Annotated in this window: 16 protein-coding genes; 4 read left to right on the top strand and 12 right to left on the bottom strand. The window is 56.5% G+C overall.

The window, feature by feature from the left end; genetic code table 11:
• Positions 1-74 precede the first annotated feature (74 nt).
• Positions 75-995: a LysR family transcriptional regulator gene (locus IFU29_RS10725; RefSeq protein ID WP_191933921.1), complete on the top strand. Its 921-nt coding sequence runs from the start codon at positions 75-77 to the stop codon at positions 993-995.
• Here the strand turns inward: IFU29_RS10725 and IFU29_RS10720 are convergent.
• Positions 992-2,155, bottom strand: coding sequence for an MFS transporter (locus tag IFU29_RS10720; protein WP_191933920.1), 1,164 nt, complete (start codon positions 2,153-2,155; stop codon positions 992-994). The two genes, IFU29_RS10725 and IFU29_RS10720, sit on opposite strands and share 4 nt — an antisense overlap.
• Before the next feature lie 483 nt (positions 2,156-2,638).
• Between IFU29_RS10720 and IFU29_RS10715 the strand changes: the two genes are divergently transcribed.
• A complete protein-coding gene (locus tag IFU29_RS10715; RefSeq protein WP_191933919.1) occupies positions 2,639-3,262 on the top strand; it encodes a serine protease in 624 nt (207 codons plus the stop codon).
• Between the two features lie 76 nt (positions 3,263-3,338).
• Here the strand turns inward: IFU29_RS10715 and IFU29_RS10710 are convergent, their stop codons facing one another.
• From IFU29_RS10710 to prfB, 3 genes are all read right to left on the bottom strand, one after another.
• Entirely contained in the window at positions 3,339-3,821 is a 483-nt protein-coding gene (locus IFU29_RS10710; protein ID WP_191934053.1) for a cupin domain-containing protein, read from the bottom strand.
• A 131-nt stretch (positions 3,822-3,952) separates the two neighbouring features.
• Positions 3,953-5,473, bottom strand: coding sequence for a lysine--tRNA ligase (lysS, locus tag IFU29_RS10705; protein WP_191933918.1), 1,521 nt, complete (start codon positions 5,471-5,473; stop codon positions 3,953-3,955).
• 9 nt (positions 5,474-5,482) lie between these two features.
• A protein-coding gene (prfB, locus tag IFU29_RS10700) for a peptide chain release factor 2 (protein ID WP_137269027.1) occupies positions 5,483-6,581 on the bottom strand; the annotation gives its coding sequence in 2 pieces (ribosomal slippage) (positions 5,483-6,505 and positions 6,507-6,581; 1,098 coding nt in all).
• A gap of 145 nt (positions 6,582-6,726) precedes the next feature.
• Here prfB and IFU29_RS10695 point away from each other — a divergent pair.
• Entirely contained in the window at positions 6,727-7,350 is a 624-nt protein-coding gene (locus IFU29_RS10695) for a LysE family translocator (protein WP_191933917.1), read from the top strand.
• Between the two features lie 58 nt (positions 7,351-7,408).
• Here the strand turns inward: IFU29_RS10695 and recJ are convergent, their stop codons facing one another.
• Genes recJ through xerD form a run of 3 tightly spaced genes read right to left on the bottom strand, consistent with a single transcriptional unit; the run spans position 7,409 to position 10,775 of the window.
• Positions 7,409-9,127 (bottom strand): single-stranded-DNA-specific exonuclease RecJ, encoded by a 1,719-nt coding sequence (gene recJ / locus IFU29_RS10690; protein WP_191933916.1) that lies wholly within the window; start codon positions 9,125-9,127, stop codon positions 7,409-7,411.
• 4 nt (positions 9,128-9,131) lie between these two features.
• Positions 9,132-9,836, bottom strand: a complete 705-nt coding sequence (dsbC, locus tag IFU29_RS10685; RefSeq protein WP_191933915.1) for a bifunctional protein-disulfide isomerase/oxidoreductase DsbC — start codon at positions 9,834-9,836, stop codon at positions 9,132-9,134.
• Positions 9,837-9,881: 45 nt separating this feature from the next.
• Positions 9,882-10,775, bottom strand: coding sequence for a site-specific tyrosine recombinase XerD (gene xerD, locus IFU29_RS10680; RefSeq protein WP_191933914.1), 894 nt, complete (start codon positions 10,773-10,775; stop codon positions 9,882-9,884).
• 180 nt (positions 10,776-10,955) lie between these two features.
• Between xerD and fldB the strand changes: the two genes are divergently transcribed.
• Entirely contained in the window at positions 10,956-11,474 is a 519-nt protein-coding gene (gene fldB / locus IFU29_RS10675; RefSeq protein ID WP_191934052.1) for a flavodoxin FldB, read from the top strand.
• Positions 11,475-11,571: 97 nt separating this feature from the next.
• Here the strand turns inward: fldB and creD are convergent, their stop codons facing one another.
• The 5 genes from creD to sdhE all read right to left on the bottom strand — a co-directional run bounded on the left by creD (position 11,572) and on the right by sdhE (position 15,788).
• Entirely contained in the window at positions 11,572-12,933 is a 1,362-nt protein-coding gene (creD, locus tag IFU29_RS10670) for a cell envelope integrity protein CreD (protein WP_191927641.1), read from the bottom strand.
• Positions 12,934-13,015: 82 nt separating this feature from the next.
• Positions 13,016-14,440: a two-component system sensor histidine kinase CreC gene (gene creC, locus IFU29_RS10665; RefSeq protein WP_191933913.1), complete on the bottom strand. Its 1,425-nt coding sequence runs from the start codon at positions 14,438-14,440 to the stop codon at positions 13,016-13,018.
• A complete protein-coding gene (creB, locus tag IFU29_RS10660; RefSeq protein ID WP_191933912.1) occupies positions 14,440-15,135 on the bottom strand; it encodes a two-component system response regulator CreB in 696 nt (231 codons plus the stop codon). The genes creC and creB overlap by 1 nt, the downstream gene beginning before the upstream one ends.
• Positions 15,128-15,541: a protein YgfX gene (locus IFU29_RS10655; protein ID WP_191933911.1), complete on the bottom strand. Its 414-nt coding sequence runs from the start codon at positions 15,539-15,541 to the stop codon at positions 15,128-15,130. Before IFU29_RS10655 ends, creB begins: the two co-directional genes overlap by 8 nt.
• Entirely contained in the window at positions 15,522-15,788 is a 267-nt protein-coding gene (gene sdhE, locus IFU29_RS10650; RefSeq protein WP_191933910.1) for an FAD assembly factor SdhE, read from the bottom strand. The genes IFU29_RS10655 and sdhE overlap by 20 nt, the downstream gene beginning before the upstream one ends.
• Positions 15,789-15,990 lie beyond the last annotated feature (202 nt).

Raw genomic sequence — 15,990 nt, 5'->3', positions numbered from 1 at the left:
GATAAAAATATCTTTTTTATTGGACTCTATTCACCCATGATATGGGTTATCTGCGCTTAACCCGGTAATCATCGATGGCAGGCATTTCTCTGCGTCATATTGAAATTTTTCATGCCGTGGTCACCACCGGCAACCTGACCGAAGCCGCCACGCTGCTGCACACCTCACAGCCTACCGTCAGCCGTGAGCTGGCGCGTTTCGAAAAGCTGACCGGCCTGCAGCTGTTTGAACGGGTGCGGGGCCGGTTGCAGCCCACGGTGCAGGGGCTGCAGCTTTTTGAAGAAGTGCAGCGATCCTGGTACGGGCTTGACCGCATTATCAGCGCCGCCGAGGGGCTGCGCCAGTTTCGTCAGGGTGAGCTGTCAGTCGCCTGCCTGCCGGTGTTTTCCCAATCGCTACTGCCGCTGCTGTGCCAGCCGTTTATGCAGCACTACCCGGATCTCAGCCTGAATATTATTCCGCAGGAATCTCCACTACTGGAGGAGTGGCTGTCGGCACAGCGTTACGATCTGGGCCTCACCGAAACCACACATACGCCGGCGGGTACCGATCGCAGCGCCCTGTTTACCGGCGATGAAGTCTGTGTACTGCCCGCCGGGCATATCCTGGCAAAGCGGAGCACGCTAACCCCAGCCGATTTCCACGGACAGAATTACATCAGCCTGTCCCGCACCGACAGCTACCGGCAGATACTGGATGGCATTTTTGCCGAGCATGGGGTACAGCGGCGTATGGTGATGGAGACACACAGTGCGGCGTCGGTCTGTTCAATGGTGAAAGCGGGGGCGGGCGTGTCGGTTGTGAACCCACTGACGGCGCTCGATTACGCCGACAGCGGGGTGGTAATACGGCGTTTCAGCATTGCCGTGCCGTTCACCGTCAGTCTGATCCGGCCGCGTCACCGTCCGGCCTCTGCGCTGGCCGACGCCTTTAGTCGGCATCTGCATCAGCATATTGCGCCGTTTAGCGAACGGCTGGCACAGCGACTGCGTTAAGCGCGGGCCTCCTGCGGGCGGCCGCGCGATCCCCGGAAGGTATACAGACAGACCAGCAGCCCGGCCACCGCCAGTAACGCGGCCGAAACCGGCACCGCCGTCAGCCCGTAGCCGCCGCCAATCACTGCCCCACCGACCCAGGCACCCAACGCATTGCCGACGTTAAAGGCCGAGATATTCAGCGTTGAGACCAGGTTCGGGGCATCTTTACCGTGGCGGACTACGTTTATCTGCAGGGCCGGAACCATGGCGAAGGTCGCCATCGCCCACAGGAACAGGGTGATTTCCGCCAGCCACAGTGAATGGCTGGTCCAGCTGAACAGCAGCGAGAACACCGCAATCAGCGAAAAGCTAAGGATCAGGCTGAAGGACACTTTCCAGTCTGCCAGTTTCCCGCCAACAATATTGCCCACGGTCAGACCGGCACCGATCAGGAACAGGGTCCAGCTGACACCCCGGTCAGTAATCCCGGTGACTTCTAACAGCAGCGGCGCGATATAGCTGAACAGCGCAAACATGGCGGCGGCGAAGCACACAGTCATCAGCAGGGAGAGCCACAGTTTGCCGTTATTCAGCGCACTCACCTCTGACGCCAGATGCACCGGTTTTTCATCTTTGTTGGTGGGCAGGCTGACAATCAGGCCAATAAAGGCCAGCACACCAATCACCGCCACGCCCCAGAACGTGGCGCGCCAGCCAAACATCTGACCGAACCAGGTACCCAGCGGAACGCCCAGCACGTTAGCCAGCGTTAAACCGGTAAACATCAGGGCGACCGCGGAGGCCTGTTTACCCGGCGCCACGAGGCTGGCAGCCACCACCGCCCCGATACCAAAGAAGGCCCCGTGACAGAGTGCCGTCACAATGCGGGCCAGCATCAGCAGGTTATAGGTATAGGCCAGCGCACAGAGCACATTGCCGACAATGAAGATCGCCATCAGCAGCGTCAGCGTCCGCTTGCGCGGCAGTTTTGCCGTCAGCAGAGCCATAATCGGTGCCCCAATCGCTACACCGAGCGCATAGCCGCTGATCAGCCAGCCCGCAGAGGGAATAGACACCCTCAGGTCATTCGCGACCTCCGGCAACAGCCCCATAATGACAAATTCGGTGGTGCCGATAGCAAAGGCACTCAACGCCAGCGCCAGTAATGAAACAGGCATGTCACACACTCCCAGGAGAATAGAAACCCTGCCCTCTGCCAGCAGAGAGCTCAGTCGGGTATTGAATTAAATTAACGCAGTCCGCTCAGGATGAGTGATCTGGGTCACAGCAACTTATTAAAACATAGCAGCAGAAAGGCTTACAGCGCGGATTCTGCAAGAGACTGTTGTCTTGCAGGCAAGAATCGTCTGATTAAGGTCAATGCAGAGCAAAAAAAATGCGATCGAGTGCACATTTCGTCAGCGTATTTCGCTATACTTTTCCCTAAACCCAAATTACATCATTATTTCTAATGATTCTTTTTTGCGATTCGTCCTATGATTTTAAATTGAGACTGAGCCTTGTCGGGTCTTTGAAGGTCATCAGCACAATTTCAGGCGTAATCGATACATTAAAGTTTTGCGAACCACGGCCGATATGTCAGTTAACGAGGTTATGACCTTTCCTGCTTTACCTGAAATACTCATCACTGAGGAGACCCGATGCGACTCGCCATTTGCCTGCTAGCCCTTTTTCTGGGCGGGTGTTCCGTAGGGAAGTATCAGTACAGCAGTGAAGCGCATGACCGGGTGGATATGACTGTCACCGGTATCCCAACCGTTCTGGGGCTGGGGACGCTGGGCACCACCATCCCCCTGACGGCCAACTACAGCCTGACGGCGGCCCATGTCGCTAAATTCTCCATGTACCGGGTGAAGTCGTATCATCCTGAGTGCGATCTGGCGGTGGTGTACCATAAAAATGATAACGTCCCTCCCCCGCATTTTCGTAATGGCCTGATCGGCGACAAAATCAACATGTATGGCTACAGCTTTATCTCCGCGATGCCGGTGGCCTCAACGGGCACCAACCTGATCAATACCGGGCTGAAAAATTCCTGGAATAAAGTCAGCTGCGTGGTGGTGGCGTCCGATGCGGGCGTGGTGCAGGGCATGTCCGGCGGCGCGGTGTATAACGCCTCTGACGACTCTATCGGCGGGGTGATTGTGGGCTACAGCAAGCGCATTAACGACATGAAAACCGGCAAAACACTGTATAAAGATGTCTCGCTGTATATTCCCTACGCTCGCTTTAAAGACTGGCTGAATGATGCGGTGAAATCCTGATACTCACCGCAGCACATGACGCCTGCATAAGCCCCCTCGCCGCCCGGACAGGTATCGTACTGTCCCAACGTTTTTCTCATGGCTCTTTTTTCAATGTGTCAGGCAATCCGTCGTGGGGGCCAAAATCCTGTTCTGGCGGGTTTTCCCAGCGGTCCTCTCGCGTTGAGAGATAGACCGGATTTTTGGGATACCAGATGCGGTTATCTTTTTTATTCGCTTCGCCGACCACAATAAAGCGGGCCTCACGGTCGCTATTATTGATAAAGGTATGACAAATACCGGTGCCTGCCGGGAATGCCACCGCATCTCCGGGCCGTAACCGATACAGCTCGCCGTTGATCCATACGTCCGGTTCACCTTCCAGCACAAAAGCAAACTCTTCCTCCGCACTTTCTGCGTGGGGATACGACATTCGCCGCCCAGGTAGTAAGCGTTCATGGTGAATACCCAGATGCGTCAGGCCCAGAGCTCTGCCAAGCGGGGCGCCAATCGACATCAGCTCGTCGCTGTCCGGATAATGTTCATTATCCTCTCCCTCCAGTTCCTGCCAGTGGCGGATAAAACCAGGTCAGGCCATGGGGATTCTCCCTGCAGTACGATGTGATAAAACGTAACTATTGGCTATTTTGCAGAGGGACGCAAAAAAAACGGCCAGCGATAAGGCTGACCGTTTGATGCTGCGATAGACGCTTACTTGTTGCCTGGCCGCATTGCCGGGAACAGGATCACATCACGAATGGTATGGCTGTTGGTAAACAGCATCACCATGCGGTCAATACCGATCCCCAGACCTGCCGTTGGCGGCAGACCGTGCTCCAGTGCCGTCACGTAGTCTTCATCATAGAACATCGCTTCGTCATCACCGGCGTCTTTCGCATTAACCTGCTGCAGGAAACGCTCTGCCTGATCTTCTGCATCGTTCAGCTCGGAGAAGCCGTTACCGATTTCACGGCCGCCAATAAAGAATTCGAAGCGGTCGGTGATCTCCGGATTCTGGTCGTTACGACGTGCCAGTGGCGAAACTTCTGCCGGATATTCCGTAATAAAGGTTGGCTGGATCAGATGCGCTTCGGCGGTCTCTTCGAAGATCTCGGTAACCAGACGTCCCAGTCCCCAGCTCTTCTCGACCTTGATGCCCAGAGACTGCGCAATCACCACCGACTTATCAAAGTCATCAAGATCGGCCAGATTAGTCTCTGGACGATATTTCAGAATGGCCTCTTTCATCGTCAGCTTTTCAAACGGCTTACCGAAGTCGAACTCCTGATCGCCGTAAGGCACCACGGTGTTGCCCAGAATATCCTGCGCCAGCGTACGGAACAGGCTTTCGGTCAGTTCGATCAGGTCTTTATAATCCGCATAGGCCATATAGAGTTCCATCATGGTGAACTCTGGATTATGACGTGGGGAGACCCCTTCATTACGGAAGTTACGGTTGATTTCGAAGACGCGATCGAATCCTCCCACTACCAGGCGCTTCAGATACAGCTCCGGTGCAATACGCAGGTACATATCAATGTCCAGCGCATTATGATGGGTGATAAACGGACGCGCCGCCGCGCCGCCGGGGATCACCTGCATCATCGGGGTTTCCACTTCCATAAACTCGCGGCCCACCATAAAGCTGCGGATGCCGGCCATGATCTGTGAGCGGATTTTAAACGTGTTGCGCGACTCGTCGTTAGAGATCAGATCAAGGTAACGCTGACGGTAACGGGTTTCCTGATCGGCCAGGCCGTGGAACTTGTCCGGCAGCGGGCGCAGGGCTTTGGTCAGCAGACGCAGTTCGCTACAGTGAATAGACAGCTCACCGGTTTTCGTCTTGAACAGCTTACCGCGCGCGCCGACGATATCGCCGAGATCCCACTTCTTGAACTGTTCGTTATAAATACCTTCTGCCAGATCGTCGCGGGCAACATAAAGCTGAATACGGCCACCCACATCCTGCAGCGTGACGAAAGAGGCTTTACCCATAATACGGCGGGTCATCATTCGGCCTGCCACGCTGACTTCGATGTTCAGTGCTTCCAGCTCTTCGTTTTCTTTACCATCAAATTCGGCATGAAGCGTATCGGAAGTGCGGTCACGGCGAAAATCGTTTGGGAACGGCAGACCGGCTTCACGCAGCGCGGCCAGCTTCTCACGGCGTGATTTTAATTCATTGTTCAGTTCAAGTGCGGCGTCCGCAGCCTGCGGTTGTTGTTCAGACATGTGAGTTCCTTATAAACCTGCTTTCAAACTTGCTTCGATAAAACGATCCAGATCGCCGTCCAGAACCGCCTGAGTGTTGCGCGTCTCTACGCCGGTACGCAGATCCTTGATGCGGGAATCATCCAGCACGTAAGAGCGGATCTGGCTACCCCAGCCGATGTCAGACTTATTGTCTTCCGCCGCCTGTTTATCCGCATTTTTCTTCTGCATTTCATATTCGTAAAGCTTCGCGCGCAGCTGCTTGAAAGCCTGGTCTTTGTTTTTATGCTGAGAACGATCGTTCTGACACTGCACCACAATGTTGGTCGGTAAGTGGGTAATACGCACCGCCGACTCGGTCTTGTTAACGTGCTGACCACCCGCTCCTGAAGCGCGGTAGACGTCGATACGCAGGTCGGCCGGGTTAATATCGATATCGATGTTGTCATCCACTTCCGGGTAAATAAACACCGAACTGAACGAGGTATGACGACGGCCACCGGAGTCGAACGGGCTTTTACGCACCAGGCGATGCACGCCGGTTTCAGTACGTAACCAGCCGAACGCGTAGTCGCCGATGATTTTGATAGTCGCGGATTTGGTGCCTGCCACTTCGCCGTCGGACTCTTCGATGATCTCAGTTTTGTAACCGCGGGCTTCCGCCCAGCGCAGGTACATGCGCAGCAACATGCTGGCCCAGTCCTGAGCTTCCGTACCGCCCGAGCCGGCCTGGATATCCATGTAGCAGTCGGCGCTGTCGTATTCCCCGGAGAACATGCGGCGGAACTCTAACTCACCGAGTTTCTTTTCCAGCACGTCAAGTTCGGCAATCGCTTCGTTGAACGTGTCCTCATCTTCGGCTTCAACGGCGAGCTCCAGCAGACCAGCGACATCTTCCAGCCCCTGCTCCATCAGATCCAGCGTTTCGACAACGGCCTCTAAGGCGGAACGTTCTTTACCCAGCGCCTGTGCGCGGTCAGGTTCGTTCCAGACATCAGGCTGCTCTAGTTCAGCGTTAACTTCCTGTAAACGTTCTTTCTTGGCATCATAGTCAAAGATACCCCCGAAGAACGCTGCTGCGTTCAGTGAGATCCTGAATACGGTTCTTTACCGGATTAATTTCAAACATGGTTTTAGAATCTTTTTAGGTGATCGAAAAGGGCGTAATAGTAACCACGCAGTTTAACCGAAATAGCGCACAGTTTGTAGCACTGAACGCGCATTGCCTGTTCAGTGCCCGTCCCCCGGAACGCCTTACCAAGTGGAGTCTGAATATGTCCGTGACCGATGCCCTGCTGGCCTTTACCTTCGCTGCCACCCTGCTCACCCTTACCCCGGGGCTGGATACCGCGCTGATTTTGCGTACCTCTGCCGTGGAGGGAACGAAAAAAGCGATTCAGGCACAGCTGGGGATTAATGCCGGGTGTCTGGCCTGGGCGGTAGCGGTGGCTTTTGGTCTGGGAGCGCTGATTGCCGTCTCTGAACTGGCGTATAATTTGCTGAAGTGGTGCGGGGCCGCGTATCTTGCCTGGCTGGGCGTGCAAATGCTGCTGAAACCGCGGACAAAGATGGGTGATGCGGCGCTGGCAACAGGATCTCAGAACGCGTTCCTGCGCGGCTTTTTTGGCAACCTGCTGAACCCCAAGGTGGGGATTTTCTATGTCTCTTTCCTGCCGCAGTTTATTCCAACCGGGCATTCGCCGGTGCTATGGACGTTCGGGCTGGTGCTGATCCATGTGGTACTGGGCACGCTGTGGTCATCACTACTGATTGGCAGCACGCGTAAGCTCTCCGGCGTGCTGAAGCGTGAGAAGGTGGTGAAGTGGCTGGACCGCACCACCGGCACGGTATTTCTGCTGTTTGCTGCCAGGCTGGCATTAAGCCGCCGGCCGGGATAAGGCCCGGGCTGACCTTCTGTTTTGGTCAGCCCGCTGTTTCCTCTGCCGTACGGGCAGGCTACAGCGCCCAGAGATGCTCGATAATTAGCTGCACGGTACGGTTACCACGGAACTCATTGACATCGAGCTTGTAGGCCAGCTCCACCTGCCTGACACTCGGATCGGGCCACAGCGTCGTATCAATGTTAAACGCGATGCCGTCCAGCAGCGGCCCGCCGCCCAGCGGCTCAATCATTACTTTCAGGTGGCGTTCACCTACCAGCTTCTGCTGTAGCAGCCTGAACTTGCCGTCAAACGTCGGCTCCGGGAACGCCTGCCCCCACGGGCCTGCTTCGCGCAGCAGCTCGGCCGTCGGTAACGTCAGCTCCTGGGCCATCAGTTCGCCATCAGACCAGACGATGCCCTGCAGGGATTCGGCATCAAGCCAGTCCCCTACCAGTTCGGCAAAACACTGACGGAAGCGCTCAAAGTTAGCCTCTTCCAGCGACAGACCGGCTGCCATGGCATGACCACCAAACTTAATGATCAGCCCCGGATTCAGCGTATCCAGACGCTCCAGCGCATCGCGCATGTGCAGCCCGGCGATCGAACGCCCCGACCCTTTCAGCGTCCCGTCCCCTGCCGGTGCAAAGGCAATCACTGGCCGGTTAAACCGCTCTTTCAGACGGGAGGCCAGAATACCGACCACCCCCTGATGCCACTCAGGATGGTACATAGCGATGCCCAACGGCAGCGCTTCACTGGTGCTTTCCAACCGGTCACACAGGGCGAGGGCTTCGGACTGCATTCCCTGCTCGATCTCTTTACGCGTCTGATTCAGCGCATCGAGCTCACTGGCCAGCATTCGCGCCTGGCCCAAATCTTCACTCAGCAGCAGCGCCACGCCGACCGACATATCATCCAGCCTTCCTGCGGCATTCAGACGCGGCCCAAGGGCAAATCCCAGATCACTGGCGGCCAGCTGACGCGCATCGCGGTTAGCAATTTCCAGCAGCGCCCGGATCCCCGGACGGCACTTACCGGCCCGGATACGACTCAGTCCCTGCCAGACCAGGATGCGGTTGTTGGCATCCAGCGGCACCACGTCGGCCACGGTACCCAGCGCCACCAGATCCAGCAGCTCTGCCAGATTGGGTAGCGTTGTCACCCCGCTGTCACGCAGCCGGGCGCGCAGCGCCAGCATCAGGTAAAACGCCACGCCTACGCCCGCCAGCGACTTGGAGGGAAAATCACAGTCTGCAAGGTTAGGGTTAACGATGGCCGCCGCCTCCGGCAGTGTCTCCCCCGGCAGGTGGTGATCGGTCACCACCACGGCAATGCCTTTCTCGTTGGCCAGCGCCACCCCGGCGTGTGACGAGATACCGTTATCCACCGTCAGGATCAGCTGGGCACCGCGGGCGGCGGCCTGCTCGACTACTTCCGGGCTCAGACCGTAGCCGTCATCAAAACGGTTTGGCACCAGATACTTAATGTTCTGCCCGCCCATGCTGCGCAGTGCCAGCACCGTCAGCGCGGTGCTGGTGGCACCATCGGCATCGAAATCACCGACAATCATAATGCAGAGGTTATCGGTCAGCGCCTGTTGCAGAACAGTCACCGCCGCCTGAATACCACTCAGCGACTGGAAGGGGTGAAGATATTTCGCCCCCCGCTCCAGCTCACTGGCCTGCTGTATCCCCCGGCGGGCATAGAGACGATGTAACAGCGGGTGAAGATCGGCAGGAAGTGCAGCAGCGTCCGTCGCCTTACGGCGACGGAGTTCAGTTTTACGATTCACCAAATCAGCCGCCGTTTTTCTGGCTGTCGAGGAATTTTTTCAGATCCTGCGGGCTCTGGTAACCCGGGATCATCGTCCCGTTTTCCAGCAGCATCGCCGGGGTGCCCTGAATGCCGTAAAGCACGCCTAATTTATACTGCTGACCAATATCGATTTTGCCATCAATCGGTGACACGGCTTCGCCTTTCATCGCCGCATCAAAGGCTTTATGGGGGTCACCCGCAGACCAGATCGATTTCATCTCTTTCGCCACGTTGCCGTTCAGCCCTTCACGCGGGAAGGCCAGATAACGCACGGTGATCCCCAGCGCGTTGTAGTCGGCCATCTGCTCGTGCAGTTTGCGGCAATAGCCACAGGTAATATCGGTAAAGACCGTCACCACATACTGCTGCTTTGGCGCTTTATACACGATCATCTCTTTGCTCAGTGCTTCCACTTTCTTTTCCAGCAGCTGATTGGTGACGTTGACCGGCTGGCTGCCGCTGACGTCATAGAGAGGACCCTGTACAAAATGTTTACCATCGTCGGTAACGTACAGCACACCGCTTTCGCTCAATACTGTTTTAAAACCAGGCAGCGGCGAAGGTTGGATCTCGGTCTGCTGTAAGCCCAGCTTACTCAGCGACTGTTTAATGGCGGCATCGTCGGCATGAGCCAGTCCACTGGCCAGCGCGATGAGTCCCGAAAGTAACAGGTAGTGCTTCTTCATTTCATGTCCTTATAGCCTCACTAAGCGGGCTGTATTTTATATCAATCAGGCACGTGGATGATGCTGCTGGTGTAACTGGCGCAGTCGTTCGGTCGCTACGTGCGTGTAAATCTGGGTGGTCGATAAATCACTGTGACCTAACAGCATCTGTACGACACGCAAATCTGCGCCGTGGTTCAACAGATGGGTGGCAAACGCATGGCGCAGCACGTGCGGTGACAGTTTTGCGCTATCGATGCCCGCCAGTGTGGCGTAATGTTTAATGCGATGCCAGAAAGTTTGCCGGGTCATTTGTTGCGCACGGTTACTGGGAAACAGCACGTCCAGCGTCTGGCCGTTAAGCAGCCACGGGCGGCCATACTCAATAAACTGTTCGATCCAGTGAACCGCCTCTTCGCCCATCGGCACCAGCCGCTCTTTATTTCCCTTGCCGATGACACGCACCACCCCCTGCCGCAGGCTGATATCACTGAGAGTCAGACCCACCAGCTCGGTCACGCGCAGCCCGGTGGCGTAAAGCAGCTCCAGCATCGCCTTATCGCGCAGCTCAATGGGCTGGTCAAGGCAGGGAGCCTGAAGCAGTCTTTCCACCTGCGCCTCAGACAGATCCTTCGGCAGGCGCTGCGGCAGCTTGGGCGACGATAACAACGCACTGGGATCGTCCGCCCGCTGCTTTTCACGGTAGAGATACTGGAACAGACGGCGCATAGCACTGAGCAGGCGTGCCGAACTGGTGGCCTTATAGCCCCCCTCAAGCCGTTCCGCCAGGAAGCCTTGCAGCGCCACCGCGTCTACCGTCAGCAGTGACAGCTGCTGATGCGCCAGCCAGCCGCAGAGTGAACGCAGGTCAAGACGATAAGACGCCACGGTATTTTGCGCCAGATTGCGCTCGATCCACAGTGCATCAAGAAACTGCTCAATCAGATCGTTATCCTGCACCTCAACCTCTCCAGTCTGCCGTTATCATGACGCTGAGTGCGCGACTAAAACCCATTTAATGCTTTAAAAACAGCACGATGACATATCACACTGCCGTACAAAGTGCGCCCATTATGCCTTATTCCTGCCTGCTTCTGATATAATCGCCGGCAGACTTTAGGAAAAATGAGTGCCACTACCATGAATATTGGTCTGTTTTATGGATCCAGTACCTGTTACACCGAGATGGCCGCCGAGAAGATCCGTGACTTTATCGGCGACGATCTGGTCACACTGCATAACCTGAAAGACGATCCTCCGGCGCTGATGGAAAACTACGATTTGCTGATCCTGGGTATTCCGACCTGGGATTTTGGCGAACTGCAGGAAGACTGGGAAGCAATCTGGACAGCGCTGCCGCAGCTAAATTTACAGGGCAAGGTAGTGGCCCTTTACGGTATGGGGGACCAGGGGGAATACAGCGAATGGTTCCTGGATGCACTGGGGATGCTGCATGAGGTACTGGCTCCCTTGGGCGTGCAGTTTGTCGGTTACTGGCCGCTGGAAGGCTATGAGTTTACCAGTAAAAAACCGCTGACCGCCGACGGGAAGCAGTTTGTCGGCCTGGCGCTGGATGATATTAACCAGTTTGAGCAGACTGACGAACGCATTGCACAGTGGTGTGAACAGATCCTGACGGAGATGGCCGAACTGCTGTAATCCTGGCCCATAATGCAAAAGGGCCGGTCGACGTAATGACCGGCCCCTGCGCAAGGGCGAACCGTCTGTCACGGTCCGCCCTGTCATGTTCAGCCGCTTATTTCCACAGACCGAAACGTCCCTTCCCGTCCTGCCCTGCTTCGCTACTTTCCTGCGGTTTAGCCGCTGCGGACAGCCGGTACCAGTCGATATTACGCGTCAGCGCCATCACCGCCGCCAGTGCCGCCATCAACACGCCGGTGCCCAGCAGCAGCGCGCTGTCTTCCGACTGCAACAGCTGCCACAGTACCGCATCCAGCGCCAGTACACCGCCGACGAACAGCAGGCTGCGCCGCCATCCCTGCAATACCGCCTGCAGGTAGAAGCCGTTAATCGCTGCACAGGTCAGACTTGCGGTGAGCCAGGCCAGGTTGAAGCCAATATGCTCAGACAACGCCAGCAGTACCAGGAAGAACATCACCAGCGACAGCCCCACCAGCAGATACTGCATCGGGTGAACGCGCAGTGCGGTCAGCGTTTCAAACAGGAAAAACGCCATATAGGTCAGACCGATCAGCAGAATGGCATATTTTACCGCCCGTTGGGTCAGCTGATACTGGTCAACCGGATTGACCACCATCGCGCTGAAGGCCGGGAGCGTTTCTGTACTCACGGTAAAATCATCCCGCACCAGCGAGTTGATGTTGTTAGCAAACCAGCTGCTCTGCCAGCGCGCCGTAAAACCTTCAGGCGTGATCTGGCGTTGTTCCGGCAGGAAGCTGCCGGTAAAGCCCGGATGCGGCCAGTTGCTCTTCAGATCAAAGGTGCTGTTTTTACCCAGAGGCACCACTTCCAGCTTCTGTGTTCCCAGCAGTTTAAGCGAGAAATTCAGCGCCAGGCTTTTCTCCTGTAAAACTTCTGGCGGCAGCTCAACGTGTAACCCTTCGCTATTGCCCGGAAGCTGGCTACCCGGCTGGAAATCGAACTGCTTATCGCCAATATTCAGCGACGTCACGCTGCTGATCCCGCGTGGGTCGCCAACGCCCATCACCAGTAGCGGATCGCCCAGAGTGACCCCAGGACGGGTAATATCGGCCAGCTGATCCCGATTAAAGGTGGCATTAATGTTGACCCCCGTGCGCCAGACCTGCCCCTTGTAAATGCCAACCTTGCGCTCTTCCACCTTCTGATCGCCCGTCACTTTCAGGCTTTCAGGCAGAAAATAGCGCAGATGGGTGACCTTTACCGTGACCTCCTTTCCCTCACGCATTTCCGTGACGATTTCGCTCCAGGGAATGGCAATCAGCGGCCCGAACAGGCGCTGCGGACCGCTGGTGCTCTGGCTGAGCTTGTCTGCCACGTTGTCGCGCCATACGCTGCGCTCGGTGATCAATGTACTGAGCATACTCAGCGGCACCAGCAGCAGTAACAGGCAGCCGATAAGCGTTAACATTTTCCATAATACGGGGGATTTATTCATGGGCGATTCTCCTGTGTGTATGACGCAGAAGATAGCCCCTCTGAATGGGGAGAAAATGAAGTTATGTGAAGAGACGGTGAAGTCAGGCGTTATTTTTTATCGTTAGTTGCGCACAGACGCCACCTTCCGCCCGGGGGGTTAACGTGATGCTCCCCTGATGCAGTCGCGCCACTTCGCGGACAAAGGCCAGCCCCAGTCCGCTGCTCTTTTCACCATTGCTGCGCGGCAGCGAATAGAACCGGTCGAAAATATGAGGCAGTGCATAGTCAGGAATACCGCTGCCACTGTCCAGCACCTGAAAAATCATTTCGTCCGCACTCTGGCTAACCTCAATACGAACCTCTCCCGCCAGCGGCGTAAAATCAAGGGCGTTATCAAGTAAATTGGCCAGCGCCTGCTCCAGCAGTAGCGGATCTGCCCGAACGGACAGCCCCTCCAGTGCGTCAGCATCAAAAGTCAGTCGTTTGCCCTGAGCCTGAACCGCCCGGCTGTCGCACAGTCCCGTGACCAGCGGCAGCAGGCTGACGGTCTGCCGCTGGATCTCCGGACGGTTTTCCAGCGTTGCCTGGCGAAGCAGGTTGTCAATCAGCCGCTGCATCCGGATATTCTGTTGCAGGATATTGGCCGAGAAGCGCTGAACCACCGCCGCAGGGGGGCATTCATGCAGAATCTCTGCCGCCCCCCGGATCGCCGCCAGCGGGCTTTTCAGCTCGTGGGTCAGCGCATGAGCATAATGCTCAATATAGCGTTTACCCTCCAGTTTCAGACGCATACTTTCCAGCGCCTGTGCCAGCTTGCGCAACTCACTGCTGTTCATGGCGGGAAGGGGCAGAGCCTCTCCCTGAGTGACCGAGTCGGCGTAACGCACCAGACGCCCCACGGAACGGTTTATCCACAGCACAAAAATCAGACCGATCAGCAGCGCGATCCCCAGCAGCGCCGCCCCTGCCCACAGGATGCGACGTTCACTGCGGCGGATCACCGGCACCATGGTGCTGTTGGCCTTACCGACGCTGAGGACCCCCAGCAGCCTGGCACCGTCACGCACCGGTGCCGCGACATACATCACGGAACTGGCATCATCATCCGGATTACTGCGCGAGCTACGTGCGCCGTATTCACCCCGCAGGGTCAGCAGGACATCGTTCCAGCGGGAATAATCCTGGCCCAGGGCAACACCCGCAGAATCGAACAACACCCTGCCTTTCTCATCGGTCAGATAGACACGGTACTCATTACGACGCTTGGCGATGCCGCTAATATCCGCCCTGACCGGATAGCCGCGCAGCTGTGAAAAAGCGGCGGCAAGCTGCCCGTTCTGCGGCTGGCCGCTGAGAATATCGGCCCGGGCAAACTGTGCCAGCAGCGTGGCGGTATCCACCAGTGTGCCTTCGGTGGCACGCCGCACGCCGGGTTTAACTTCTTTAAGAAAGATACTCAGCACAAACCACGCGGCCACGGCAACGATCAGAAAATAACCCAGCAGCAAACGCATCCCGATGCGCATCAGCCAGCCACCAGGCTGTAGCCGAGGCCGCGATGCGTCAGCAGCACCTGCTCATGTGGATTGATGTCACGCAGCTTGGCGCGCAGCGTTTTAATATGGGTATCGACGGTACGGTCAAAGCTATCTTCCGCCTCTTTCCATACCAGATTCATCAGCTGCTGCCGGGAAAAAACCCGCCCGGGGGACAGCAACAGGGTTTTCAGCAGCAGATATTCATAGCGCGTCAGGGCCAGCGGCTGCTGGCACCACTCCACGCGGGCGGAGGCTTCATCCAGCGTAAAGTGACCAACGTTATACTTTGGCGACTGTGCAATGCGCTGCTGTTTTTGCAAACGACGCAGCAGAGTACGCACCCGGGCACAGACTTCACGCGGCGAAAAAGGTTTAGCGACGTAATCATCCGCCCCAATCTCCAGCCCCAGCAGGCGATCAACTTCTTCGCTGCGGGCGGTAAGGAACAGCACGGGCAGATCGGGCTGGCTCGCCAGCAGACGGCGACACAGCTCAAAACCGTTGATATCCGGTAGTCCGACATCAAGGATCACCAGATCGGGCACTTCCTGCTGCAATGCGTCCAGCATTGGCATCCCGCGTGGAAACCAGCGGGTAGAAAATCCCTCTAGCTGCAGCATATACAGCAGGGTATCGGCAATGGCTGCTTCATCTTCTACCAGCCACAGGGTCGCGCTACTCATCACGCCATTCCTTTTTACTCAGCAATTGCTGGCGTAAAAGCCGCCATTCGCTGTTATCCATGCCATCGGCAAACAGCCACAGCCGCTTATGCCGCCCCTGGCTATCCCGTAATGACAGACGCACGGCCTGACGGGTCATCCACGGCGGTGAAACCAGCTGCCACTGTGCCTGTTGCCACTGGACCCGCTGACCACTCAGCAAGACAAACAGCCCCTGCCAGCGCCGGGTACGGCGACGGCTGCGCAGGCACTCCCTGAGCGTCAGCAACAGCAGGGCCACTTTTGCCAGCGAGGCACTCGCCGGCCAGGGCACCAGCAGCAGTACCAGCATCACACCACCGTGCAGCAGCAGGGAGATACCCTGCGCATGCCGCGAAATGCGCAGGTTACAGTGGCACCGGACCACGTTCTCTGTTTCGGTGCTGGATCAGGGCGACCATGCGTTTTAACTCGTCATCGGCCGGTTCGCCGTGATTCATCAGCCAGTTAAACAGATCGGGATCGTCACTCTCCAGCAGGCGAACGAAAAGTCGTTTATCCTGATCGTTGAGCGAGTCATATTCATACTCAAAAAACGGCATGATAGAGATATCCAGTTCACGCATACCGCGACGGCATGCCCAGTGAATTCGAGATTTATTTGTAATATCCATGTCACTCTGCGTCGGTTAACCAAACAGGGCGCTCAGTGTACCGCTTTTTTGCTTCACTGTTGATGCAGCAATTTTTCCCCTGCGGGCTGCGACACAAAACAGCGACATAGGTTGCAGGGTTATCACACGTTTTGTGCCGCAATTTCCGGAAACAGGTTGCAAAGCCGGGCGGCTCTTTTAACATGAGAAACAAATTTTCATC

It is taken from the genome of Erwinia persicina, from assembly GCF_014838825.1.
Classification (GTDB): Bacteria; Pseudomonadota; Gammaproteobacteria; order Enterobacterales; family Enterobacteriaceae; genus Erwinia; species Erwinia persicina_A.
The sequence above is the reverse complement of the archived record's forward strand: the minus strand, read 5'-3'. Positions and strand labels throughout refer to the sequence as shown.